The organism is Leclercia sp. GLN_9 (assembly GCF_043105735.1).
Taxonomy (GTDB): Bacteria; Pseudomonadota; Gammaproteobacteria; order Enterobacterales; family Enterobacteriaceae; genus Enterobacter; species Enterobacter adecarboxylatus.
On the sequence record NZ_JBICLV010000017.1, the window covers coordinates 818,971 to 842,176 of the forward strand.

Annotated in this window: 24 protein-coding genes; 13 read left to right on the forward strand and 11 right to left on the reverse strand. The window is 56.2% G+C overall.

Annotated features, from left to right (window positions below; translation table 11 throughout):
• Positions 1-9: 9 nt before the first annotated feature.
• Complete coding sequence (locus ACF8PE_RS14735) at positions 10-906, reverse strand: DMT family transporter (protein ID WP_059307849.1); 897 nt, start codon at positions 904-906, stop codon at positions 10-12.
• A gap of 186 nt (positions 907-1,092) precedes the next feature.
• Here ACF8PE_RS14735 and ACF8PE_RS14740 point away from each other — a divergent pair, with 186 nt between their 5' ends.
• On the forward strand, positions 1,093-1,965 hold the full coding sequence (locus ACF8PE_RS14740; RefSeq protein WP_032610884.1) for a helix-turn-helix domain-containing protein: 873 nt from the start codon (positions 1,093-1,095) through the stop codon (positions 1,963-1,965).
• Here the strand turns inward: ACF8PE_RS14740 and ACF8PE_RS14745 are convergent.
• Complete coding sequence (locus ACF8PE_RS14745) at positions 1,945-3,132, reverse strand: benzoate/H(+) symporter BenE family transporter (RefSeq protein WP_268915830.1); 1,188 nt, start codon at positions 3,130-3,132, stop codon at positions 1,945-1,947. The genes ACF8PE_RS14740 and ACF8PE_RS14745 overlap by 21 nt on opposite strands.
• 68 nt (positions 3,133-3,200) lie before the next feature.
• On the opposite strand from ACF8PE_RS14745, the gene ACF8PE_RS14750 reads away from it, so the two are divergent.
• Both ACF8PE_RS14750 and ACF8PE_RS14755 read left to right on the forward strand, forming a co-directional pair.
• A complete protein-coding gene (locus tag ACF8PE_RS14750) occupies positions 3,201-3,728 on the forward strand; it encodes a helix-turn-helix domain-containing protein (RefSeq protein WP_270735459.1) in 528 nt (175 codons plus the stop codon).
• Positions 3,729-3,808: 80 nt separating this feature from the next.
• Positions 3,809-5,773 carry a U32 family peptidase gene (locus ACF8PE_RS14755; RefSeq protein WP_059307851.1) on the forward strand — a complete coding sequence of 655 codons (1,965 nt, stop codon included), beginning with the start codon at positions 3,809-3,811 and terminating at the stop codon, positions 5,771-5,773.
• On the opposite strand, the gene ACF8PE_RS14760 is transcribed toward ACF8PE_RS14755, so the two are convergent.
• The 7 genes from ACF8PE_RS14760 to ACF8PE_RS14790 form a co-directional block, all read right to left on the reverse strand.
• A complete protein-coding gene (locus ACF8PE_RS14760; protein ID WP_032610879.1) occupies positions 5,774-6,004 on the reverse strand; it encodes a DUF2554 family protein in 231 nt (76 codons plus the stop codon).
• A gap of 596 nt (positions 6,005-6,600) precedes the next feature.
• The gene (locus tag ACF8PE_RS14765; protein WP_032610877.1) at positions 6,601-6,729 is read right to left on the reverse strand and encodes a DUF2474 domain-containing protein; all 129 of its coding nucleotides are present in this window, start codon (positions 6,727-6,729) and stop codon (positions 6,601-6,603) included.
• Positions 6,729-7,739: a cytochrome d ubiquinol oxidase subunit II gene (gene cydB / locus ACF8PE_RS14770; protein WP_059307852.1), complete on the reverse strand. Its 1,011-nt coding sequence runs from the start codon at positions 7,737-7,739 to the stop codon at positions 6,729-6,731. The genes ACF8PE_RS14765 and cydB overlap by 1 nt, the downstream gene beginning before the upstream one ends.
• Entirely contained in the window at positions 7,739-9,145 is a 1,407-nt protein-coding gene (locus ACF8PE_RS14775) for a cytochrome ubiquinol oxidase subunit I (protein ID WP_032610874.1), read from the reverse strand. The genes cydB and ACF8PE_RS14775 overlap by 1 nt, the downstream gene beginning before the upstream one ends.
• Positions 9,146-9,610: 465 nt before the next feature.
• Entirely contained in the window at positions 9,611-10,090 is a 480-nt protein-coding gene (locus ACF8PE_RS14780) for a DUF2778 domain-containing protein (protein WP_392495019.1), read from the reverse strand.
• A complete protein-coding gene (locus ACF8PE_RS14785; protein ID WP_032610869.1) occupies positions 10,087-10,569 on the reverse strand; it encodes an Hcp family type VI secretion system effector in 483 nt (160 codons plus the stop codon). The genes ACF8PE_RS14780 and ACF8PE_RS14785 overlap by 4 nt, the downstream gene beginning before the upstream one ends.
• Positions 10,570-10,742: 173 nt before the next feature.
• Positions 10,743-11,771 (reverse strand): LLM class flavin-dependent oxidoreductase, encoded by a 1,029-nt coding sequence (locus tag ACF8PE_RS14790; RefSeq protein WP_032610867.1) that lies wholly within the window; start codon positions 11,769-11,771, stop codon positions 10,743-10,745.
• A 370-nt stretch (positions 11,772-12,141) separates the two neighbouring features.
• On the opposite strand from ACF8PE_RS14790, the gene ACF8PE_RS14795 reads away from it, so the two are divergent.
• The 8 genes from ACF8PE_RS14795 to ACF8PE_RS14830 all read left to right on the forward strand — a co-directional run bounded on the left by ACF8PE_RS14795 (position 12,142) and on the right by ACF8PE_RS14830 (position 21,161).
• A complete protein-coding gene (locus tag ACF8PE_RS14795) occupies positions 12,142-12,330 on the forward strand; it encodes a hypothetical protein (RefSeq protein WP_032610866.1) in 189 nt (62 codons plus the stop codon).
• A 113-nt stretch (positions 12,331-12,443) separates the two neighbouring features.
• The gene (locus tag ACF8PE_RS14800) at positions 12,444-13,862 is read left to right on the forward strand and encodes a PLP-dependent aminotransferase family protein (RefSeq protein ID WP_059307856.1); all 1,419 of its coding nucleotides are present in this window, start codon (positions 12,444-12,446) and stop codon (positions 13,860-13,862) included.
• Between the two features lie 294 nt (positions 13,863-14,156).
• Positions 14,157-15,302 (forward strand): putative ABC transporter substrate-binding protein YdcS, encoded by a 1,146-nt coding sequence (ydcS, locus tag ACF8PE_RS14805; protein WP_077227839.1) that lies wholly within the window; start codon positions 14,157-14,159, stop codon positions 15,300-15,302.
• A 17-nt stretch (positions 15,303-15,319) separates the two neighbouring features.
• The gene (locus ACF8PE_RS14810; RefSeq protein WP_103792301.1) at positions 15,320-16,333 is read left to right on the forward strand and encodes an ABC transporter ATP-binding protein; all 1,014 of its coding nucleotides are present in this window, start codon (positions 15,320-15,322) and stop codon (positions 16,331-16,333) included.
• Position 16,334: 1 nt separating this feature from the next.
• A complete protein-coding gene (locus ACF8PE_RS14815) occupies positions 16,335-17,279 on the forward strand; it encodes an ABC transporter permease (protein ID WP_032610858.1) in 945 nt (314 codons plus the stop codon).
• A complete protein-coding gene (locus tag ACF8PE_RS14820) occupies positions 17,269-18,075 on the forward strand; it encodes an ABC transporter permease (protein WP_032610856.1) in 807 nt (268 codons plus the stop codon). Before ACF8PE_RS14815 ends, ACF8PE_RS14820 begins: the two co-directional genes overlap by 11 nt.
• A gap of 24 nt (positions 18,076-18,099) precedes the next feature.
• Positions 18,100-19,524, forward strand: coding sequence for an aminobutyraldehyde dehydrogenase (gene patD, locus ACF8PE_RS14825; RefSeq protein ID WP_077227838.1), 1,425 nt, complete (start codon positions 18,100-18,102; stop codon positions 19,522-19,524).
• A 188-nt stretch (positions 19,525-19,712) separates the two neighbouring features.
• On the forward strand, positions 19,713-21,161 hold the full coding sequence (locus tag ACF8PE_RS14830) for a flagellin (protein ID WP_071886449.1): 1,449 nt from the start codon (positions 19,713-19,715) through the stop codon (positions 21,159-21,161).
• Positions 21,162-21,170: 9 nt separating this feature from the next.
• On the opposite strand, the gene ACF8PE_RS14835 is transcribed toward ACF8PE_RS14830, so the two are convergent.
• On the reverse strand, positions 21,171-21,353 hold the full coding sequence (locus ACF8PE_RS14835) for a DUF1869 domain-containing protein (protein ID WP_059307860.1): 183 nt from the start codon (positions 21,351-21,353) through the stop codon (positions 21,171-21,173).
• A gap of 19 nt (positions 21,354-21,372) precedes the next feature.
• A complete protein-coding gene (locus ACF8PE_RS14840) occupies positions 21,373-21,699 on the reverse strand; it encodes a DUF1971 domain-containing protein (protein ID WP_032610847.1) in 327 nt (108 codons plus the stop codon).
• Between the two features lie 420 nt (positions 21,700-22,119).
• On the opposite strand from ACF8PE_RS14840, the gene ACF8PE_RS14845 reads away from it, so the two are divergent.
• Both ACF8PE_RS14845 and ACF8PE_RS14850 read left to right on the forward strand, forming a co-directional pair.
• Positions 22,120-22,293, forward strand: coding sequence for a GhoT/OrtT family toxin (locus ACF8PE_RS14845; RefSeq protein ID WP_032610845.1), 174 nt, complete (start codon positions 22,120-22,122; stop codon positions 22,291-22,293).
• Between the two features lie 125 nt (positions 22,294-22,418).
• A complete protein-coding gene (locus ACF8PE_RS14850) occupies positions 22,419-23,189 on the forward strand; it encodes an alpha/beta fold hydrolase (RefSeq protein ID WP_392495020.1) in 771 nt (256 codons plus the stop codon).
• The last annotated feature ends 17 nt before the right edge of the window (positions 23,190-23,206 follow it).

Consider the following 23,206-nt stretch of genomic DNA (forward strand, 5'->3'; position numbering starts at 1 on the left):
CGGTTTTTTTTATGCCGTGCGCAGCCGTCTAAACCAGTTTTCCGGGCGGGCGAACATCACCAGATTCCCGGTTAATATCAGCAGCAGCCCCGCAATTCCATTACTGTGCCACACGTACCCCTCGTACACCGTCGAGAATGAGAGCGCCACCAGCGGGAACAGCAGGGTGCTATACGCCGCTTTGCCCGCGCCGATACGCCCGACAAGCGTGAAGTAAGCACCAAAGGCAATCACCGAGCCAAACAGCGCCAGATAGAGCAGGGCGCCCATGTAGCTCACCGACCAGACCGGCGTAAAGTCATCTCCGCGGATCAGCGCAATTGCCCCCATCACCAGGGTGCCGTAGAGCATTGCCCAGGCATTGGTGGTCATGGTTTCCAGCCCGTTACGCTGGTGGCGCAGGCTGATCATATTCCCCAGCGAGAAGCCGTAAGTACCCAGCGCTGAGAGGGCAATGCCAAACAGCAGGCTGGTGCTCCAGCCGCTGGCTAACAGGTCGTTCCAGAACAGGGTAATAATACCGAGTAGCCCCAGCGCCGCCGCCAGATAAAAGCGCGCAGGAGGACGCTGGCCAAAGAAGAGGAAGCTATTCAGGGCGTTATACAGCACCGCCATCGAAAAAATTACCGATTCGAGGCCGGTGTTGATATGGGCCGCCGCAGTATAGAAGCACCAGAAGTTAAAGCAGAAGACGCAGCAGCCTTGCAGGATGCAAAACAGATGGTCGCGAAAGGCCAACGGGCGCAAGCGGCGCAGGATCAGCAGCACCGTCATGATGGCGGCGGTGGCGACGGCAAAGCGCCAGAAAATCGAGACCGGCGCAGGCACCGGCCCCTGTTGGAGGAAGATGGCAATCCATGTGGTTCCCCAGATCACCACCACCAGCGCATACAGTAATGCATTCATCGTTTTTTCTCTTATCAGCAAATTCTGGGGGTAGTATGGCGTCAGGAAGAGTGGCCTTCTTTCACAGACTTGCGGCGGACTTGCATATTCTTGCGCTTTTTTCCCGGGGGAGAGGCGACAGGGCTGGTACTGAATGGCAGATCTTTTTAGACTTATTAATTCTTATTCATCAGGGTGTGAGTCGTTATGGCTGAGATGTACGGTGCCTTTGAAAATCTGCGCAAACATAAAGCGGTGCTGCACAATGCCGTGGCGCTGAATTCGGGGATCCAGCTGGCGGCCTGGTCAAATAAACGCGACACCATTACGCAATATTGCGATCACCATACCCTGAGCCTCTACATTGCCGACGGCTATGAGAGCTATCACAAAACCTCAGCGGGCTGGAAAAACGGCGGCGGCCCGGACCGTTTCTGCCTGATGCCTAAAGAGAGCGAGTCCACCTGGGATATCCGCGACGACCTGTCGTTTATCCACCTCTACTGTACCGATGCGCACCTGCGTCACGTCGGCGAGCAGATCTGGGACAAAAGCCCGTACAGCTTTACCCTGGACGAAAACCTGTTTGGTGACGATGCCAGCATTACCGCCCTGTACCGCCATTTTATCCTCGGCTGCGACTGGCAGCAGTCGGCCAACCAGCTGACGCTGAGCACCGCTTCGACGCTGCTTCTGACCCATCTGGTGCAGCATTACAGTAACGTGCAATGGACGCTGCCAACGGTAACGGGCGGCCTGTCGCCGTTCGTGTTGCGTAACGTGCTGGGGTTTATTGAGGAGAATCTGGCCCAGCCGTTAACGCTGGCGGATCTGGCGGCGCAGGCGAGCCTGAGCGAGTTTCATTTTGCCCGCATGTTCCGTCAGTCGATGCAGATGGCCCCGCATCAGTACGTGATGCAGCGCCGGATGGAGAAGGCTAAAAGTCTGGTGCGGCATACCGGCAAGCCGTTGACCGAAATCGCCCTGGCCTGCGGGTTCAGCTCCGCCAGCCATTTCAGTAACCGCTTTCGCGCCGCCACCGGGCTGACACCGTCTCAGTTACGTGCGTCGGGTGCGTGACAGCAGGGCGTAGCAGACACCGCCCGCCACTAATCCCCAGAACGCCGAACCGATCCCGGCAAGCGTAGCCCCGCTGGCGGTAAGCAAAAACGTCACAATCGCAGCATCGCGTTCGGCCTCATTGTGCAGTGCCTGATGCAGGCTGCCACCGATGGTGCCCAGTAACGCCAGCCCTGCTAAGGTCTGGATCCAGCTTAACGGCAGGGCCGCCATCAACCCGCTGATGGAGCCGCCGAAAATGCCTGCCAACAGATAAAAAACGCCTGCCGCCGCTGCAGCCAGCCAGCGTTTACTGGCATCCGGGTGCGCATCCGGGCTTTGACAGATGGCTGCCGTGATCGCCGCGATGCAGATGGAATAGACCCCAAACGGCGATAACAGCAGCGCCAGCCCGCCGGTGAAGACAATCAGCGGCGAGACGGCCACCGGATAACCGGAGGCCTTAAGGGTGGCGAACCCCGGTGCATTCTGCGAGGCCATGGTGACCAGGAAGAAGGGCAGACCGATACTCACCAGCGTCGTGAGCGTGAAGGTCGGGGCGATAAATTCCGGCATCACTACGGCGAGCGTTAACTTTTCCGTGACAACGTCACCTTTTAGTGCTGCCACCGCACCGCCCACCAGCAGGGTTGCAACGATGGCATACCGCGGCGCGAAGGCTTTGGTCAACAGCCATGCCAGTAGCATACTTCCGCACAGCAGCAGATGCCCCTCCAGATTGCTAAACGCCTGCAGGCCGAAGCGTAACAGAACGCCTGCAAGCATCGCCGCCGCCAGCGAATGGGGAATGATCTTCATCAGCCGGGCAAACAGTCCACTCACGCCGCAGATCAGAATCAGGGCATTGGCAAAGATAAAGATGCCGATGGTTTCGGATAGCGTTACCCCCTGCAAGCTGGTGGCGAGCAGGGCAGCGCCGGGCGTTGACCAGGCGGTAAGTACCGGCGCTTTATACCACCACGATAGTGCCAGGGTGCTGATCCCCATACCGATCCCGAGCGATGTCATCCAGCCTGCAATCTGTGGTGCCGTCGCACCTGCCGCCGACGCGGCCTGCCATATGATGGCAGCGGAGCTGGCATAGCCCACCAGTACGGCAACGAAACCTGAAAGCAGAGTGGGAAAAGCGATCGTGGAGAGACGCATGGGAACTCCGTTGTGCGTTATAACAGCCGAAAATGTATCACTGTGCGCTATAGCATACAAGTGGTACACTCGCGGCAACGGGAGGGTCCATGGACATCACACAACATCTTGGCATCACACTGAAAATGCTGCGTCAGGCACGCGGCTGGAGTTTGTCGAAGCTGGCAGAAGAGACCGGGGTATCGAAAGCGATGCTTGGCCAGGTGGAACGTAATGAATCCAGCCCGACAGTGTCGACGCTGTGGAAAATCGCCACCGGGCTAAACGTGCCATTCTCCACCTTTATCACCCCCGATGCCGAGAACCCGCCGGTTTTTGACCCGCAGCAGCAGGCAATGGTGGTTAAACCCCTGTTCCCCTGGGATGAGGCACTTAAGTACGACCACTTTTCGATTACCCTCGCGCCGGGCGCACTCAGTGAATCCACGCCACACGAAACCGGCGTGATTGAGCATGTGGTGGTGATCAGCGGCGAACTGGAGATGCAGATCGACGGTACCTGGCAGACGCTATTCCCTGATACCGGCCTGCGTTTTGCCGGGGATAAACCCCACGCCTACCGCAACAGCAGCGGCCAGCCGGTGCACTTTCACTCGCTTATCCATTATCCCCGCTAAAGGCGCGCAAAACAGTTCCGTTAGCCCATACTTCTGACTACAATAGCCGCCATTTTGACCATAACGGATAACGACGAAGTATGCGCCTGCCATCCCATCATCTTGAACTCTTAAGCCCGGCTCGTGACGCCGCCATTGCCCGTGAAGCGATCCTTCATGGTGCCGACGCGGTCTATATCGGCGGCCCTGGTTTTGGCGCCCGCCATAATGCCAGCAACAGCCTGCGCGATATCGCTGAACTGGTGCCATTCGCCCACCGTTTCGGGGCGAAGGTGTTTGTGACCCTGAACACCATTCTTCATGATGATGAACTGGAGCCTGCGCAGCGTCTGATCACTGACCTGTATCAGACCGGCGTCGATGCGCTGATCGTGCAGGATATGGGTGTGCTTGAGATGGATATCCCACCGATTGAGCTGCACGCCAGTACCCAGTGCGATATCCGCAGCGTGGAGAAAGCGAAGTTCCTCTCGGATGCCGGTTTCACCCAGATCGTGCTGGCGCGCGAGCTGAATCTCAACCAGATCCGCGACATTCGGCAGGCCACCGATGCCACCATCGAATTCTTTATCCACGGTGCCCTGTGCGTGGCCTATTCCGGCCAGTGCAATATCTCTCATGCTCAGACCGGGCGCAGTGCCAACCGCGGCGACTGCTCACAGGCCTGCCGTCTGCCGTATACGCTGAAAGACGATCAGGGGCGCGTGGTCGCTTTCGAAAAACACCTTCTGTCGATGAAAGACAACGACCAGACGGCCAACCTGGGGGCACTGATCGACGCGGGCGTGCAATCCTTCAAAATTGAAGGACGTTACAAAGACATGAGCTACGTGAAGAACATCACCGCCCATTACCGTCAGATGCTCGATGCCATCATCGAGGATCGCGGCGGTCTGGCGCGTAGCTCTGCCGGCCGCACCGAGCACTTCTTTATTCCCTCCACCGACAAGACTTTCCATCGCGGCAGCACTGACTACTTCGTGAATGCGCGTAAAGACGACATTGGCGCGTTCGATTCACCGAAATTTATCGGCCTGCCGGTGGGCGAGGTGCTGAAGGTGGCGAAAGATTACCTCGATGTTGAAGTGACCGAACCGCTGGCGAATGGCGATGGCCTGAATGTGATGATCAAACGTGAAGTGGTGGGATTCCGCGCCAATACGGTAGAGAAAACCGCTGAAAACCGCTACCGCGTCTGGCCGAACGAAATGCCTGCCGACCTGTATAAAGCGCGTCCGCATGCTGCGCTGAACCGCAACCTCGACCATAACTGGCAGCAGGCGCTGCTGAAAACCTCCAGCGAACGTCGTATCGCGGTGGATATCGAGCTTGGTGGCTGGGAAGAGCAGCTGATCCTCACCATGACCAGCGAAGATGGCACCAGCGTGACTCACACTCTGGACGGGCAATTTGAGGTGGCTAACAACGCCGAAAAAGCGCTCAACAACCTGAAAGACGGCATCGCCAAACTGGGCCAGACCATCTATTACGCCCGGGATATTCAGGTCAAACTGCCTGGCGCGCTGTTTGTGCCGAACAGTCTGTTGAACCAGTTCCGTCGTGAAACCGCCGACATGCTCGACGAAGCCCGTCTGGCGAATTACCCGCGCGGCAGCCGCAAAGCCGTCTCTGTACCGCCGCCGGTCTACCCGGATACGCATCTCTCGTTCCTGGCGAACGTCTACAACCACAAGGCGAGGGCGTTTTATCAGCGCTATGGCGTTGAGCTGATCGATGCTGCCTATGAAGCACACGAAGAGAAGGGCGACGTACCGGTGATGATCACCAAGCACTGCCTGCGCTTTGCCTTTAACCTCTGTCCGAAGCAGGCCAAAGGCAGCATCAAGAGCTGGAAGGCCACGCCGATGCAGCTGGTGAACGGCGATGAGGTGTTAACCCTGAAATTTGATTGTCGTCCGTGCGAAATGCACGTAATCGGCAAGATGAAAAACCACATCCTCAAAATGCCACAGCCGGGCAGCATTGTGGCCTCCGTCAGCCCAGACGATCTGCTGAAAACGCTGCCGAAGCGCAAAAGCAGCTAATTAACGCAAGTGAGTATCCGGTTTGCGCGACTTCTGCCAGTAATGATGTTCGCGCAAGCCTTCTGCTGACTCTTCCGCCACGGCGCGCAGTTCATCGCTGTCCGCCTCATGGCGCAACTGATGATCCACGTTCTTCACCCAATAAAACTCATGTCCTTTGTGTCCCGCCATTAACTGACCGGAAAACAGCGCGCAGGTCAGCATCACCATCGATAACGTTTTTGTAAACATTCTGCCACCACCCGGTTACGTTGAGGGAACATCATGCCGATAGTTCAGTGAGGTTATTATTAGGATCTTCAAAGGCACGAAAAGGTTTTGTCAGATTTTGTCGGTGAGTGGGGCAGCGGACTGTCTTCTCTCCTCTGTGAGGAGAGGGCCAGGGTGAGGGGACATCATGCCGATAGCTCAGCGATGTTAATACCAGCCCCTTCAGAGGCGCGAAAAGGTTGTTTCAGCATTTGCTGGTGAATAGCGTACCGGACTGTTCCCTCTCCCCTGTGGGGAGAGGGTTAGGGTGAGGGGACATCATGCCGATAGCTCAGCGATATAAATACCAGGCCCTTCAAAGGTGCGAAAAGGTTTTCTCAGCATTTGCCGGTGAATAGCGCACCGGACTGTTCCCTCTCCCCTATGGGGAGAGGGTTAGGGTGAGGGGACATCATGCCGATAGCTCAGTGATGTAAATACCAGGCCCTTCAAAGGTGCGAAAAGGTTGTTTCAGATTTTGCCGGTGAATAGCGCACCGGACTGTTCCCTCTCCCCTATGGGGAGAGGGTTAGGGTGAGGGGAAACAGGCGGCTCATACTGTGATTCTGCTGCCCTTATCAATGCGACTTGAACCCCGCTGCGGTCATCAGCACACGGAAGAACATCCCCACCAGCGCCAGCGCCAGGACGCTGCCGCCCCAAATAATCACCATCCACATCAGACGTTTCCAGACAGGTTGATTCATCAGTGATAGCCCTCCCCAGGCTGGACTTTGCCGCGAAACACGTAATAGCTCCAGAAAGTGTAGACAAGGATGATGGGGATAATGAACAGCGCCCCCACTAACATAAAGCCCTGGCTCTGTGCTGGCGCGGCGGCCTGCCACAGGGTGATCGACGGCGGAATGATATGCGGCCAGATGCTGATCCCAAGCCCGCTAAAGCCGAGGAAGATTAACCCGAGGGTCAAGACAAAGGGCAGATGATGGCTGTGCGGATTATTCAGGCTGCGCCATTGCCACAGACCCAACACGACCACCAGCACCGGAACCGGCAGCAGGAAGAACAGGTTCGGCAGGCTGAACCAGCGCCCGGCGATAGCGGGTTGTGAAAGCGGGGTCCAGATGCTGATGACCGCGATAATGCCCAGCAAGGCCAGCAGCAGACGTTTTGACACCTGACGCATCCGCCCCTGCAACGGGTTTTCACTTTTCATCACCAGCCAGGTGGCACCTAAAAAGGCATAGGCCACCACCAGCCCCAGGCCGCAGAACAGGTTAAAGGGGGTAAACCAGTCGAACGGACCACCGGCGAAGGCGCGGCCGCTGACCGCAAAGCCATTGATCACCGCGCCCACCACCATGCCCTGAGTAAAGGTGGCCAGCACCGACCCGCCGATAAAGGCCTTATCCCAGAAGGGGCGATGCGCGGGCGTCGCCTTGAAGCGGAACTCAAACGCCACGCCGCGGAAAATCAGGCCGATCAGCATTAACGTCAAGGGAATGGTCAGGGCATCGATGATCACCGCATAGGCCAGCGGAAAGGCACCAAACAGCGCCGCGCCCCCCAGCACCAGCCAGGTTTCATTGCCGTCCCACACCGGGGCGACGCTGTTGACCATAACATCCCGGTCGTCGGCATCCTGGATGGCAGGAAACAGAATGCCAATGCCCAAATCAAACCCGTCCATCACGATATACATCAGGGTAGCGAAGACGATGATTACAAACCAGATCAGGGAAAGATCGATACCCATTATGGTGTCTCCTTGGTAGTAAATTCAGTGCTTGCTGCCGAGAGCGGGCGTGCCGGACGGCCATCGTGTTCGGTCGGGAAAGACTCTTCTTCCTGCGGCCCCTTTTTAATCAGGCGCACCATATAGCTGTAACCAACGCCAAACACCGAGGTGTAGACCACAATAAAGGCCAGCAGGCTGACGCTCATGTGCAGATCGCCATGCGCCGACACCGCATCTTTGGTTCTTTGTAGCCCGTACACCACCCACGGCTGGCGGCCCACTTCGGTGGTGATCCACCCGGCGAGAATGGCAATCAAGCCCGATGGCCCCATCAGCAGGGCAAACCACAGGAATGGCCGGGAGTGATAGAGCCGCTGCTTATAGCGCAGCCACAGGGCAACGGCGCCCAGCAACAGCATCAACATCCCCAGCCCGGCCATAATGCGGAACGACCAGAAGACGATGGTGGCGTTAGGACGGTCCTCTTTCGGAAACTCCTTCAGCGCAGGCACTTGCTTATCAAGACTGTGGGTGAGGATCAGGCTTCCGAGCGCCGGGATTTCCAGCCCGTAGCGGGTGCGCTCCTGCTCCATATCTGGCCAGCCAAACAGCAGCAGCGGGGTCGGCTCGCCGGGCGGGTTCTCCCAGTGGCCTTCGATGGCGGCAATTTTGGCAGGTTGATGTTTCAGGGTGTTCAGGCCGTGCATATCCCCGACCATCGCCTGGATGGGGGCCACGATCAGCGTCATCCATAGTGCCATGGAGAACATACGGCGAATGGCGGCGGTATTATTTCCGCGCAGCAGGTGCCACGCCGCCGAGGCCGCGACAAAGAGCGCGCTGCTGAGAAACGCGGCGATGGACATGTGCAGCAGGCGATACGGGAAGGAGGGGTTAAACACCACCGCAAACCAGTCCACCGGCACGACCTGGCCGTTAACGATCTCAAAGCCCTGCGGGGTCTGCATCCAGCTGTTGGAGGCGAGGATCCAGAAGGTTGAGATGATGGTGCCCAGGGCCACCATGCAGGTGGCGAAGAAGTGCAGCCCCGGTCCAACTTTATTCCAGCCGAACAGCATCACGCCGAGGAAACCGGCTTCGAGGAAGAAGGCGGTCAACACTTCGTAGGTCAGCAGCGGGCCGGTAATGCTGCCGGCAAACTGTGAAAAACCGCTCCAGTTGGTGCCGAACTGGTAGGCCATTACCAGCCCCGAGACCACGCCCATGCCAAAGTTGACGGCGAAAATCTTCGACCAGAAATGGTAGAGCGAGCGCCAGACAGGGTTTTTGCTTTTCAGCCATAACCCCTCCAGCACGGCCAGATAGCTGGCGAGGCCAATGGTGATCGCCGGGAAAATAATGTGGAAGGAGACAGTAAAAGCAAACTGGATCCTCGCCAGATGAAACGCATCTAAACCAAACATGCACAACCTCAAGGTCAATCGGTGTGGCTGTTATGGTAAAGGGAAGGGAAACTGAGTATCAGAGACAGAAAAGGGGAATTTATGTATAACAGTTTGCCTTAATCAGATGGAATCCATGGACTGTTATATCTCTGAGCAACCGTGAGCGGACGAAATCGCGCTGGCGATCCTTCACTGTTACGAGGAAATATGAAGACGGGGGAAAGGCCCCGTCATGTTATTGGGTTTTGTTTTTATATAAATATCGGGCGAATAGCCAGATTAAAAAAGTGGTTAAGAGAAGGGATAAAACCGATAAAGTGAATATGTAACGGTCGTACCATTGTGCTTCGGTCAGAAAACCAAACTTATCTGTGTAAATGTCATAGAGATAGATGTCGGGCATAGTGATGCATAATAACGAATAAACAAGACACAGAAGAGCTAGCTCCGACAACCAAATCACTACACTTGTGCTGGGTTTCATCAATATACCTGGATAGTGCCAAATGCTTTAAGCTCCGCGGTAATGTGTAAAGAACCGGTGCTTAATAATGCATGATGGAGGATTCGATAATGAGAATGGACTGGCAACGTAATACATCCTTCACTGCTACCAGAAGTGCCTGCCGGATGTAAACGGAAAGCGCCACGCTCTACGTTATCAATAAAAGTTAAGTCTTCTAAAGCGCCATCGTCCCGGTAAAGCGCAAACCAAAAATCGCGATTTGAACCGCTTTCCAGTTCTTTGAGCATATCGTGCCATCGGGATCTCATCCCACCGCGAGAACGAGTGACGATGTAATATTTCCCGGGAGGCAAAGGACCTTTCTTTTTAAGAGCAATAACGTCTGGATTATTTCTGTTAATGCCTGAATGTCCAGAATAGGCTGGAAAGAAGCCCACTCCAGGACAACTTAAGGTAGACATTTGACCACCGTTCAAATGAAATGTGCAACGGATCATCTGTCATTCCATGTATCAGAAAATATAATGTTCCCATCACAATGCTTCCAGGTGATTTTTTCATACCGCAAAGCAATAGACTCGAGATGATTATGTTTTTCAGTGGAGGGATTTTTCACGTCATGCATAAGAGGACAAACGGAAACGACTTTCACACCTTCAAGGAGCATATTAAAATACTCCTGTTCTAACCCTGCATCATTGATGCGATACCATTTAAATTCTGCAGATTTAAGCGTTTGACCGTGAGCAACAGCTTTATAGAGATAAGGGCTTGAAGCGTCGAACTCTTTCTCAAAAACAAGGGCACTATGAACACGTGTACCGGTTATTTTGCCCGTATTGCTGTCAGTAGGTAAATGAAGACCGTGACCAAATCCTAATATTTCAATACTGCCTTCACGTTGGCGAACATCTACAGAACCACGGATATCCGCTCCACCATCGTCTTTTAACCACAGATACGCCGGAATGGCCATAACAAACTCCATTTGTCAGTTAGCTAAAACATGCATGTCTTAACATCGGATCTCTGACAAAGGCCAGGCATAACGTGCCATAGTTATTGCAAATATATATTGCGTTTATATACGTGATATTGATTCGTTCAGGTGCGAAACGTCTCGCGTAGCCCCCCACGCGAGACCGCTATTTACGCGTCGCGCCAGCCCATCTCCGGCGCAACGTGCTTCAGAATCGACTCAATCACATGCACGTTATACTCCACGCCCAACTGGTTCGGCACGGTCAGTAATAAGGTATCTGCTTCGGCAATCGCTTCGTCCTGTTTCAGCTGGGCAATCAGCTTGTCAGGCTCGGCGGCATAGCTGCGTCCGAAAATGGCGCGGGTTTTCTCATCCAGGTAACCGACGCTATCGCTTTCGTTACGGCTGGAGCCGAAATACATCCGATCGCGGTCATCCATCAGGGCAAAAATGCTGCGGCTGACCGAGACGCGCGGCGTGCGGGTATGTCCCGCTTCGGCCCAAGCGTCGCGGTAGGCGCGGATCTGTTTCGCCTGCTGGATGTGGAACGGCTCGCCGGTTTCGTCGTCCTTCAGGGTGGAGCTTTGCAGGTTCATCCCGAGCTTTGCGGCCCATACTGCGGTGGCGTTCGAACCTGCCCCCCACCAGATCCTGTCCCGCAGCCCTTCGGAATGCGGCTCCACACGCAGCAGCCCCGGTGGGTTAGGGAACATCGGTTGCGGATTGGGTTTGGCAAAACCTTCGCCGCGCAGGGCCTCTAACAGTACTTCGGTATGGCGGCGGGCCATATCAGATTCGTTTTCACCTTCGCCCGGCACGTAACCAAAGTAGCGCCAGCCGTCGATCACCTGCTCAGGGGAGCCGCGGCTGATGCCCAGCTGTAGACGTCCCCCGGCGATCAGATCGGCCGAACCGGCATCTTCTGCCATATAGAGCGGATTTTCATAGCGCATATCAATAACGCCAGTACCGATCTCAATCCGGCGGGTTTTGGCACCAATCGCGGCCAGCAGCGGGAAGGGGGAGGCCAGCTGGCGAGCAAAATGGTGTACGCGGAAGTACGCGCCATCCGCGCCCAGCTCTTCGGCGGCAACCGCCAGATCGATGGATTGCAGCAGGGCGTCGGATGCGGTGCGGGTCCCGGACTGCGGCGATGGCGTCCAGTGACCAAATGACAAAAATCCGATCTTTTTCATGGCGGGAATTCCTGGGTTCGAAGAAAGACAATGATCTCTACTTTACGGATTACCGGTTGAGAAGAAATGCCGTTTATTTCACAGAAGCTGTCAAAAAATTTGAATGAATACAGAGAGTCGCGTAACGGAAGGAATATTAACGTTAAAACCGCTTGCATCCTGTACGAAGCCGTGCGTTAATGATCTATCGGTTTGAATCCAAAAAATATCCGTCGCAGTTTCTTAAAGCATTCTCATCACGTTGTGCCTCTCCGCAGCCTCTCTTGGGTTTTTTCTTTACGCTCTGAACGTTCTGATTAGTTTTGTCTCAGACCATTATTGCCTTCAAAGGCCCATTAGTATTTAACGTTTTTACGTTCTGGAGATTTACATGAGTTCTAATATTCATTTTCGTTGCCCATGCTGTCATGGTTCGCAGTTCCGTACTTCCGCATTTGACGTGTCTGAAAAAAATCCGCACGGTGCGAAATGCATTTTCTGCAAATCATCCATGATCACGCTCGATCATTTAGCCGCCTCACGCCATGCGCGCCGGGTGCCGTTTGAGCTTCGTAAGTAAGTCAGTCGGGCGCCGTCACGCCTGCTGAAATTCACACCTCTATCTATAACAGTTTATTAATCCTGCCTTTTTTCTCCTGCTGATATACTATGTGATGCAGCAAGGAGAACCCGATGAAAAAATACCAGCGCCTGGCGCAGCAAATCATTTCGCAGATCGAGCTTGGTGTCTGGCAGCCCGGCGATAAACTGCCTTCCCTGCGTGAGCAGGTGACCAGCAGCGGAATGAGCTTTATGACCGTCGGTCATGCGTACCAGATGCTGGAAAGCCAGGGCCGCATTGTGGCGCGTCCGCAGTCAGGCTACTACGTGGCGGCCCGTCCAACCGGTCAACAACCCATGCCGCCCGCGCAGGTGATGCGCGATGAAGCCGTGGATATCAACACCTATATCTTTGATGTTCTGCAGGCCAGCCGCGATCCCTCGGTCGTGCCCTTTGCCTCAGCCTTTCCCGATCCCCGTCTCTTTCCCTTACAACAGTTAAACCGCTCTCTGGCGAACGTCAGTAAAACCGCGACCGCCATGAGCGTGATTGAGAACCTGCCGCCGGGCAACGTCGATCTGCGTCACGCCATTGCCCGCCGCTATGCCCAGCAGGGGATGAATATCTCCCCGGATGAAATTGTGATTACCGCCGGTGCCCTCGAAGCGCTGAACCTCAGCCTGCAGGCAGTGACCGAACCGGGTGACTGGGTGATCGTCGAGAACCCCTGTTTCTATGGCGCGCTACAGGCACTGGAGAGGCTGAAGCTGAAAGCGCTGTCAGTGGCAACCGACGTGCGCGAGGGGATCGATCTCAACGCGCTGGCGCAGGCGCTGAACGACTACCCGGTGAAAGCCTGCTGGCTGATGACGAACGGGCAAAACCCGCTGGGCTTTACCCTCAGCGCCGACAAAAAAGCGCAGCTTATCGCCTTGCTTGCCGAACATAACGTCACCCTGATCGAGGACGATGTCTATAGCGAGCTTTACTACGGGCGCGAAAAGCCGCTCCCGGCGAAAGCCTGGGATCGCAGCGACATGACGCTACACTGCTCGTCATTCTCTAAATGTCTGGTGGCCGGGTTTCGCATTGGCTGGGTGGCCGCCGGGAAACATGCCCGTCGCATTCAGCAGCTCCAGCTGATGAGCACCTTATCCACCAGCTCCCCGATGCAGCTGGCGCTGGTGGACTATCTCGCCACCAAACGCTACGACGCCCATCTGAGACGCTTGCGCCGCACGCTGGCCGAACGTAAACAGCTGGCGTGGCAGGCGCTGCTGCGCCATCTGCCCGCTGAAGTGAAAATCCACCACAGCGACAGCGGCTACTTCTTATGGCTGGAACTGCCCGCGCCGCTGGATGCCGGAGAGCTTAGCGCCCGCGCGTTAGGGCATCACATCAGCATTGCGCCGGGCAAGATGTTTTCCACCTCCAATACCTGGACGCCGTTTTTCCGCTTTAATACCTCCTGGGCCTGGGGAGAGCGAGAGGAGCAGGCGGTGATCCAGTTAGCACACATAATTCGCGGGATGTTAAAAACGCAAAAATAGTATTTTCTCGCTATTGATTATCGCCGCAGAATAATTGTTTCTTATCCTGTTAATAACGCCGCAATTAATTTGCGGCGTTTTTTTTATTGTCGCCCATAGGAAATATGCATATTGCCCGCAACGGCTAACCCCTTGTCTATAATCCAGTTACCGGGGAATGCGCCCCCGGTCACAACCTGGTGAAATTTCTACAGCCCGCCGGGTGGGCGGCAATGGCGCGGTCTACGTTTAATTAAGGAGATATTCTTATCGGCACGGCTGCCTTCTGATTTCATTACGACAGGAGTAATAGGTATGAGCAAAAAATTTGCCCGTAGCAGCCTGTGCGCACTCGGTATGACTGTTTTGACTGCGCAGGCGGCAGAGCCTCCAAAAGCGATCGGTCAGGGCGAAGGGCGACTGGATATCATTGCCTGGCCGGGCTATATCGAACGTGGCGAGACCGACAAAGCCTACGACTGGGTGACCGCGTTTGAAAAAGAGACCGGCTGTAAGGTCAACGTCAAAACCGCAGCCACCTCTGATGAGATGGTCAGCCTGATGGCGAAGGGCGGGTATGACCTGGTCACTGCCTCCGGCGATGCCTCTCTGCGCCTGATCATGGGTAAACGCGTTCAGCCGATTAACCCTGACTTAATCCCCAACTGGAAAACCATCGACCCGCGGATCGTTAAGGGAGAGTGGTTTAACGTCGACGGCAAAGCCTACGGCACGCCTTATCAGTGGGGGCCCAACCTGCTGATGTACAACACCAAAACCTTCCCGACCCCGCCTGATACCTGGGGCGTGGTGTTCAAGCAACAAAACCTCCCGGACGGCAAGTCCAACAAAGGGCGGGTCCAGGCCTACGATGGCCCGATCTATGTCGCCGATGCGGCGCTGTACGTCAAAGCCACGCAGCCGGAACTGGGGATCACCGACCCCTATCAGCTGACGGAAGAGCAGTACGCGGCGGTGGTCAAGGTGTTGAAAGACCAGCATCCGCTTATCCATCGCTACTGGCATGACACCACCGTCCAGATGAGTGATTTCAAAAACGAAGGGGTGGTTGCCTCCAGCGCCTGGCCGTACCAGGCCAACGCCCTGAAAGGCGAGAATCAGCCGATTGGCACCGTCTTCCCGAAAGAGGGTGTGACGGGCTGGGCCGATACCACCATGCTGCACGCCGATGCCAAACACCCGATGTGTGCCTACAAGTGGATGAACTGGTCGCTGACGCCAAAAGTGCAGGGCGATCTGGCGGGCTGGTTCGGATCGCTGCCGGTGGTGGCGGAAGGCTGTAAAGCCAGCACCCTGCTGGGGGATAAAGGCTGCGAAACCAACGGTTATAACTACTTCGACAAGATCATGTTCTGGAAAACGCCTGTCGCCAACGGCGGCAAATTTGTGCCTTACAGCCGCTGGGTTCAGGACTACATTGCCATCATGGGTGGTCGTTAAGCGCCAGGGAGCGGATTATGACGTACGCAGTAGAGTTTAATGATGTCTCACGCCTGTATGGCGACGTGCGTGCGGTGGACGGGGTAACGATCCGGATTCGTGACGGCGAGTTTTTCTCGATGCTGGGGCCTTCCGGCTCCGGCAAAACCACCTGCCTGCGCCTGATTGCGGGCTTTGAACAGCTCAGCGGTGGTTCCATCGCTATCTTTGGCAAAGATGCCAGCGAACTCCCGCCCTGGGAGCGCGACGTCAATACCGTCTTTCAGGACTACGCGCTCTTTCCCCATATGACAATCCTCGAGAACGTCGCCTATGGGTTGATGGTAAAAGGGATCAACAAAACCACCCGTCAGGCCCAGGCGCGGGAAGCCCTGGAGAAGGTCGGCTTAAGCTTCGCGGAAACCCGCAAACCCTCGCAGCTGTCGGGTGGCCAGCGTCAACGGGTGGCGATAGCCCGGGCGCTGGTCAATCAACCCCGGGTTCTGCTGCTGGATGAACCCCTCGGGGCGCTGGACCTGAAATTGCGCGAGCAGATGCAGTTTGAACTGAAAAAATTGCAGCAGGAGCTGGGCATCACCTTTATTTTCGTGACCCACGACCAGGGCGAAGCGCTGTCGATGTCGGATCGGGTGGCGGTGTTCAACAATGGCCGTATCGAGCAGGTGGATACCCCACACGAACTCTATCTCCGCCCGCGCACGCCGTTCGTGGCCAGCTTCGTTGGCACGTCGAACGTCTTCACCGATGCCCTGGCGCAACGTGTCTGCGGCCTGTCGGGAAGCTACTCCCTGCGCCCGGAACATATTCGCCTCGATGGGGAAGGTGAAATTCAGGTTCAGGGCCGGGTGCAGGCCGTACAGTTCCAGGGGGCGGCCACCCGTTTCGAGCTACGCCTTGCCGAAGGCGAAAAACTGCTGGTAAGTCAGGCGAACCTGGCCGGAACCACGCCGGGGACGGGGCTGGAACCAGGGCAGATGGTCACCGCCTCGTGGGCGCGCGACGCCATGGTGCCGCTGCATGAGGAGGGGTGAAATGGACATGAGCGTTTCACCTCCGCCGGCATCGCACGGTCTTTCAGGGCGTCTGTCGGCGCTGTTCTGGCGCAGACCGGCGCTGGGGCTGTTCTTACTCCTGCTCGGCCCGCTGATGTGGTTTGGCATTGTCTATCTAGGGTCATTGTTTGCCCTGCTGTGGCAGGGATTCTACACCTTCGATGACTTCACCATGTCGGTGACGCCTGACCTGACTTTCGCCAACATCCGCGCGCTCTTTAACCCGGCCAACTACGACATCATTCTCCGCACCCTGACGATGGCGATTGCCGTCACCCTTGGCTGCGCGATTCTGGCGTTCCCCATGGCCTGGTATATGGCGCGTTACACCCGCGGCAAGTGGAAAGCCTTTTTCTATATCGCGGTGATGCTGCCGATGTGGGCCAGCTATATCGTTAAAGCCTACGCCTGGACGCTGCTGCTGGCGAAAGACGGCGTGGCGCAGTGGTTTCTGAGCCATATGGGGCTGGAGCCGCTGTTGACCTCGCTGTTGACGGTGCCGGGCATCGGGGGCAGTACGCTTTCGACCTCCGGGCTGGGGCGGTTCCTGGTGTTCGTCTATATCTGGCTGCCGTTTATGATCCTGCCGGTGCAGGCGGCGCTTGAGCGTCTGCCCGCGTCATTGCTGCAAGCCTCTGCTGATCTCGGGGCCAGACCGCGTCAGACCTTCCGCTATGTCGTCCTGCCGCTGGCGATCCCGGGCATTGCCGCCGGGTCGATCTTCACCTTTTCACTGACGCTGGGCGATTTTATCGTGCCGCAGCTCGTCGGCCCGCCGGGATACTTTATTGGGCAGATGGTTTACTCCCAGCAGGGGGCGATTGGCAATATGCCGATGGCGGCCGCCTTTACGCTGGTGCCGATTGTTCTCATTACTGTCTATCTGGCGTTCGTGAAGCGCCTGGGAGCGTTTGATGCACTCTGAACGCGCACCGTTGTTTCTGAAAATCGCCACCTGGGGCGGGGTGATCTTCCTGCACTTCCCGCTGCTGATTATTGCCATCTATGCTTTTAATACTGAGGATGCGGCGTTCAGTTTTCCGCCGCAGGGGCTGACGCTGAAGTGGTTTAGCGCGGCGGCAGGGCGCAGCGACATTATCGAATCGGTCATCTTGTCACTGAAAATCGCTGCCCTCTCAACGGTGATTGCCCTGGTACTGGGTACCCTGGCGGCAGCGGCATTATGGCGGCGGGAATTTTTTGGTAAGAACGCGGTATCGCTGATGCTGATCCTGCCGATTGCGCTGCCAGGGATCATCACCGGTCTGGCGCTGCTGACGGCGTTCAAAACCATCAATCTGGAGCCAGGTTTCTTCACCATCATTCTCGGTCACGCCACGTTCTGCGTGGTGGTGGTGTTCAATAATGTGATTGCCCGTTTCCGGCGTACCTCGTGGAGCCTGATCGAGGCGTCAATGGATTTGGGCGCTAACGGCTGGCAAACCTTCCGCTATGTGGTGCTGCCCAATCTGGGGTCGGCGCTGCTGGCGGGGGGCATGCTGGCGTTCGCCCTGTCGTTTGACGAGATCATCGTCACGACCTTTACCGCCGGACATGAGCGCACCTTGCCGCTGTGGCTGTTAAACCAACTCGGCCGCCCGCGCGATGTGCCGGTGACTAACGTGGTGGCCCTGCTAGTCATGCTGGTGACCGCCATTCCCATTCTGGGGGCCTGGTGGCTAACCCGCGACGGCGAAGATGTTGCCGGAAGCGGGAAATAACGTTGATTCAAACAGGACAATACTATGCAAACGCAACTGCTGATTAATGGTGAACTGGTCAACGGCGAAGGGGAAAAGCAGCCGGTCTATAACCCTGCGACTGGCGAGGTGCTGCTGGAGATCGCAGAAGCCTCAGCCGCCCAGGTGGATGCTGCCGTACAGGCCGCCGACCGGGCCTTCGCCAACTGGGGGCGCACCACGCCGAAAAGCCGCGCCGAGTGCCTGCTCAGGCTGGCGGATACCATCGAAGCCAATGCCGACACCCTGGCGCGGCTGGAGTCGCAAAACTGCGGCAAACCCCTGCACTGCGTACTGGGGGATGAAATTCCGGCCATAGCCGACGTGTTTCGCTTCTTTGCGGGCGCGGCGCGTACCCTGAACGGTTCGGCGGCGGGGGAATATCTGGAGGGACACACCTCGTTGATCCGTCGCGACCCGGTGGGCGTTGTCGCGTCGATTGCCCCCTGGAACTATCCGCTGATGATGGCGGCGTGGAAGCTCGCCCCGGCGCTGGCCGCCGGGAACTGCGTGGTGCTTAAACCCTCTGAGATCACTCCGCTCACCGCCCTGAAACTGGCTGAACTGGCAAAAACCATCTTCCCGGCCGGGGTGCTTAATGTGCTGTTCGGGCGGGGCAAAACCGTGGGTGACCCGCTGACCGGGCATGAAAAAGTGCGGATGGTGTCGCTAACCGGCTCTATCGCCACGGGGGAGCACATCATTGGACATACCGCCTCGTCCATCAAGCGCACCCATATGGAGCTGGGCGGTAAAGCGCCGGTGATCGTCTTTGATGACGCGGATCTCGACGCGGTGGTGGAGGGGGTACGCACCTTTGGCTTCTACAACGCCGGTCAGGACTGTACCGCCGCCTGTCGTATCTACGCGCAAAAGGGCATTTATCCGGCGCTGGTGGAGAAATTGGGTGCCGCGGTCGCCAGCCTGAAAATCGGCGCCCCGGATGACGAAAGCACCGAGCTTGGCCCGCTAAGTTCGCAGGCGCATCTCGACCGGGTATGCAAAGCCGTGGATGAGGCCAAAGCCCTCGGGCATGTGCAGGTCATCACTGGCGGCAGCAAGCACGACGGCAAAGGCTACTGGTTCCAGCCGACCCTGTTGGCAGGCGCGAAACAAGAGGATGCCATTGTCCAGCGGGAGGTGTTTGGCCCGGTAGTGAGTGTGACGGAATTCGACGATGAGGAGCAGGTTCTGGCCTGGGCCAACGCGTCGCAATACGGGTTGGCCTCCTCGGTGTGGACCCAGGACGTGGGCCGCGCACACCGCATCAGCGCGCACCTGCAGTATGGCTGCACCTGGGTGAATACCCACTTTATGCTGGTCAGCGAAATGCCCCACGGCGGGATGAAAATGTCGGGCTATGGCAAGGATATGTCGGTGTACGGCCTGGAGGATTACACTGTGGTCAGACATGTAATGTTTAAACATTAATGACTTATCACCGCCGGCAGAGAGTAATCTCACCGGCGGTGATAAATACATTCATTTAAAGAATATATTAAATATTTAATTTTCACTTCCCCGCAAGAATATATCGTCAGCTTTTTTCATCTGTCGCCCTAAATTAAATCGCCTGGCCGCCGATACCGAAGTAAATCCATAATAAAATCGCCCTGACCATGCTTGCAATTAATCATAACGAGATTGCCGGGCTCTCACTTAAGTCCCGGAATGCTAACAGTACTTTACTGGCCCAGACGATTGAACGGCTCTCATCCGGCTTGCGTATTAACAGCGCGAAGGATGATGCCGCCGGGCAGGCCATTGGCAACCGGATGTTCGCCAACATCAACGCGGACAAGGCGATCTCGCGTGGGCTGGATGACGCGATAAGCCTGGCGCAGACGGCAGAAGGGAGCCTGAGCGACGTCAGCGCGATGCTGATCAAAGCCAAAAGCCTGGCCATTCAGGCGGCAAACGGCACCTTATCGCAGTCCGACCGGGACAGTATTAACCAGGAGTATCAGCAGATACTGGGGACAATTACCCAAATCTCCGAGCAAACCGAGATCTTCGGGCAATATCCGCTGGCGACCGATAAGCCGGTATTACCGCCGCAATTAATTGGCGATGTTATGCCGCTGGATCGTAAATTCCCGGTAGCGGGCACCGATTATTCTTTCAGTTCCGGTGTTATTCCGCTGGCCTATATTCCGGCCGGGTCGACCAATATCACTATTAACATTGATTCTCTGGGTCTGGATGACGATCTGCAGATATTTACCCGGGATGGTAAACATCTCGCGGGCACGCCATTAAACGGACCGGATGCGGATTATACCTGGGTGAGCCGCGGCATCACCGATGGCGCGAAAGCGACCGCATCGGTGCTGACGGCCAAAAACGGTTTCAGCAGCGGGGCGGTCTATGATGACTCGCAGCTGATTGACGGCGGTCCCAGCTGGAGTTACAGCGGTGAAACCCTTAACTATAACGGGATGAACATCTCCTATAGCGGGGATGGCGATCGCTATGAAGATAAGGCGTCCGGGGCCTGGAACGACGGTGCCAACGGTTCGAACCGCCTTGAACGCATCACGCTGGATACCGTGACGGAAGATTTGCTGGTGATGGTGGTGGGCAGCGGTTCTTTTACCAGCAACATCACCTGGGGTAATTTGCCGACACCGTCGATTACGCCTACCGTGCCGCCAAAACAGAGCCGCCCTATAGAAGTGGCGACCAGCGCCAATTTCGGTGAAGCCATGCAGTCCACCACCATTGAGCCGACGCCAACGGATCTGAAGACGCTGCAACTGGAAAGCACTGATATGATCACCGAGGCGGGGGCCAAAAAGTGTATGGGGTTACTGGATGCCGCGCTGGAAAAGGTGAGCGGCTATCGCGCGCAGTATGGCGCGGTGATCAACCGGTTCGAATCCAGCAAGGCCGTGCTGTCCCAGCAGAACATCTCCCTGCAAGCGGCCCGCAGCCGGATACAGGATGCCGACTACGCCGCCGAGGCCAGCCAACTGGCCCGGGCGCAGATTCTGGATCAAAGCCAGAATGCGGCCCTGAAAATGGCCAATCAGGTGCCGCAGACGGTGTTGGAACTGCTGAAAGGGTAACGGGGGCAGCTACCAGCCGCAGACCTCGTGCTCATTTTCAGTGTCGTAAGCGCGCACGGTATTCACCAGGTCTTTGACCACCTGCGCGGCGACGTCCGGGATCATCAGCTCCATCGGGGCGTCCGTCTCGTAATCCACCGACACACCGTTGCTATTGTTAGTGACGGTGACGGTATAAGTTGCCTTGCCCATGAAGTTACTCCTTCTCTGTTTACGACTTTCTTAAAACGTCGGGTTCAACGAAAAAGTCGATATTGAAATAGGTATCGTCGGTCATCACTTCGATGTGGTGCCAGCGTTCAGGTGGAAATACGCCAAAATGCCCGGCCTCAATGACCAGGACGCTGTCCGGCTCAGGCGAGGTTTCGTCGGCATAGCCTAGGTAACGCACCGCGCCCTGCATCACGCTGAGACGGGGATAGACGCCGGGTTGGGTGCCGGTATCCAGATGGCGTTTGAAAATTCCCGCAGGCGCGGTGTCTTTGTTCCAGAAGGGCGTTGAGCGGGTGTGAATACAACTTTTCGGAATAGGCAGCATAATGTTCTCCCTGTAAAACCTGGGACTATTACAGCACTAAAGGACAACGCAGATTTGGCAGAATGTGCATTTAAAATGCACTTTAAAGAGGTACTCCCGAAGCAGGCTATACTTACTTATTCCGAAGGTCACAAAGGAGAGTCTGATGTTACACGTTGATAAAGACAAATCCCGTAAAGTGCCCGACTCGGGTAATAAAAAGCCTCAGCCGGTGAAGAAGTAGTCCCGGGATCCAGGGCCGCATAATGCGGCCCTTTTTGTTTGTAGGGGAAGCAGGTCGGGTTAAAAGATGTAGCAAAAGCTACTCTTTTGTTAGTAACCCTAAAATCAATGTGGCTAATTTGTAACGAAAAACTTGATCTGTCTCAACATTTGCCGCATATTGCGCGCGGTTATTGCACAGCAGACAAGGTGAATGAGATGACGTTGTATCAAAAAATGTTAATGTTTTATGCCGTCATGGCGGCCATTAGTGCTCTTATCACCTGGTTTCTCTCCAAAGATCGCAAACGCATCCGCTTTCTGAGCGCCTTCCTGGTGGGGTCTACCTGGCCGATGAGTTTTCCGGTTGCACTGCTGATTTCCCTCTTCTGAATGCTGCTCCGGCGCGGCTTTTTGCCGGGTGCGGGGCAGGCGCCTTATCCGGCCTACAACATCTGGCGATAGCATCCTTCGGTGATGAACTGTATAAATAATCAGTTATCAGAAAAGGAGTGCTTATGAACAGCTTCTATTCCCACCAGGCCCGTTGCACGGTGCGCTGGCAGCAACTGCCCGGACACGGCGAACCGCTGGTTTTTATTCATGGTCTCGGCTGTGCTTCTTCTTACGAATATCCTCGTATCGTCTGCGATCCTCAGTTCGGTTCCCGCCGGGCCATTCTTATCGATCTTCCTGGCAGTGGTTACAGCGATAAACCTGAAACATTCAGCTATCAGACCTCGGCGCAGGCGAAGGTGGTCATCGAGCTGCTCGATCATTTAGCGATAACGTCATTCTGGCTGTACGGGCACAGCATGGGCGGCAGCATCGCAATCGAAGCGGCAGAGCTGGCCGATGGCCGCCTGCTGGGTCTGATTGTTTCCGAACCCAATTTCCACAGTGGCGGTGGCACCTTTAGTCGGGGCATTGCCGCCCGAACGGAAGAGGATTTTGTGCGTAACGGTTATCAGGCCATGCTGGAGGCTGAAACCTCACCCTGGAAAGGATGCTTGCAAAGCACTGCCCCCTGGGCAGTGTGGCGCGGTGCAGCCAGTCTGGTCCAAGGGGTACACCCCAGCTGGAGCGCACGTTATCTAACGTTACCTTGCCCGGTATGGCTGATTTTTGGCGAACTTTCGCTGCCCGATCCCGACGTAGACGAGATGCGTCAGCAGGGTGTTGAGGTAAAAATCATCCGCGATGCAGGCCATTCAATGTCCTGGGAGAATCCGTCGGCGCTGGCGAAGGTGTTATCTGATTGCCTGTCAGAGAGAAACGACCCGCATTGATACGGGCCGGTATTCCA

Coding starts and splice junctions, on each gene's coding strand:
- ACF8PE_RS14815 (WP_032610858.1), top strand. CDS start 16,335: ATGGACATGAGCGTTTCACCTCCGCCGGCATCGCACGGTCTTTCAGGG.
- ACF8PE_RS14830 (WP_071886449.1), top strand. CDS start 19,713: ATGCTTGCAATTAATCATAACGAGATTGCCGGGCTCTCACTTAAGTCC.
- ACF8PE_RS14740 (WP_032610884.1), top strand. CDS start 1,093: ATGGCTGAGATGTACGGTGCCTTTGAAAATCTGCGCAAACATAAAGCG.
- ACF8PE_RS14850 (WP_392495020.1), top strand. CDS start 22,419: ATGAACAGCTTCTATTCCCACCAGGCCCGTTGCACGGTGCGCTGGCAG.
- ACF8PE_RS14780 (WP_392495019.1), bottom strand. CDS start 10,090: ATGATCCGTTGCACATTTCATTTGAACGGTGGTCAAATGTCTACCTTA.
- cydB (WP_059307852.1), bottom strand. CDS start 7,739: ATGGGTATCGATCTTTCCCTGATCTGGTTTGTAATCATCGTCTTCGCT.
- ydcS (WP_077227839.1), top strand. CDS start 14,157: ATGAGCAAAAAATTTGCCCGTAGCAGCCTGTGCGCACTCGGTATGACT.
- ACF8PE_RS14755 (WP_059307851.1), top strand. CDS start 3,809: ATGCGCCTGCCATCCCATCATCTTGAACTCTTAAGCCCGGCTCGTGAC.
- ACF8PE_RS14810 (WP_103792301.1), top strand. CDS start 15,320: ATGACGTACGCAGTAGAGTTTAATGATGTCTCACGCCTGTATGGCGAC.
- ACF8PE_RS14820 (WP_032610856.1), top strand. CDS start 17,269: ATGCACTCTGAACGCGCACCGTTGTTTCTGAAAATCGCCACCTGGGGC.
- ACF8PE_RS14790 (WP_032610867.1), bottom strand. CDS start 11,771: ATGAAAAAGATCGGATTTTTGTCATTTGGTCACTGGACGCCATCGCCG.
- ACF8PE_RS14840 (WP_032610847.1), bottom strand. CDS start 21,699: ATGCTGCCTATTCCGAAAAGTTGTATTCACACCCGCTCAACGCCCTTC.
- ACF8PE_RS14835 (WP_059307860.1), bottom strand. CDS start 21,353: ATGGGCAAGGCAACTTATACCGTCACCGTCACTAACAATAGCAACGGT.
- ACF8PE_RS14775 (WP_032610874.1), bottom strand. CDS start 9,145: ATGTTTGGTTTAGATGCGTTTCATCTGGCGAGGATCCAGTTTGCTTTT.
- ACF8PE_RS14760 (WP_032610879.1), bottom strand. CDS start 6,004: ATGTTTACAAAAACGTTATCGATGGTGATGCTGACCTGCGCGCTGTTT.
- ACF8PE_RS14845 (WP_032610845.1), top strand. CDS start 22,120: ATGACGTTGTATCAAAAAATGTTAATGTTTTATGCCGTCATGGCGGCC.
- ACF8PE_RS14785 (WP_032610869.1), bottom strand. CDS start 10,569: ATGGCCATTCCGGCGTATCTGTGGTTAAAAGACGATGGTGGAGCGGAT.
- ACF8PE_RS14765 (WP_032610877.1), bottom strand. CDS start 6,729: ATGAATCAACCTGTCTGGAAACGTCTGATGTGGATGGTGATTATTTGG.
- ACF8PE_RS14750 (WP_270735459.1), top strand. CDS start 3,201: ATGGACATCACACAACATCTTGGCATCACACTGAAAATGCTGCGTCAG.
- patD (WP_077227838.1), top strand. CDS start 18,100: ATGCAAACGCAACTGCTGATTAATGGTGAACTGGTCAACGGCGAAGGG.
- ACF8PE_RS14800 (WP_059307856.1), top strand. CDS start 12,444: ATGAAAAAATACCAGCGCCTGGCGCAGCAAATCATTTCGCAGATCGAG.
- ACF8PE_RS14795 (WP_032610866.1), top strand. CDS start 12,142: ATGAGTTCTAATATTCATTTTCGTTGCCCATGCTGTCATGGTTCGCAG.
- ACF8PE_RS14735 (WP_059307849.1), bottom strand. CDS start 906: ATGAATGCATTACTGTATGCGCTGGTGGTGGTGATCTGGGGAACCACA.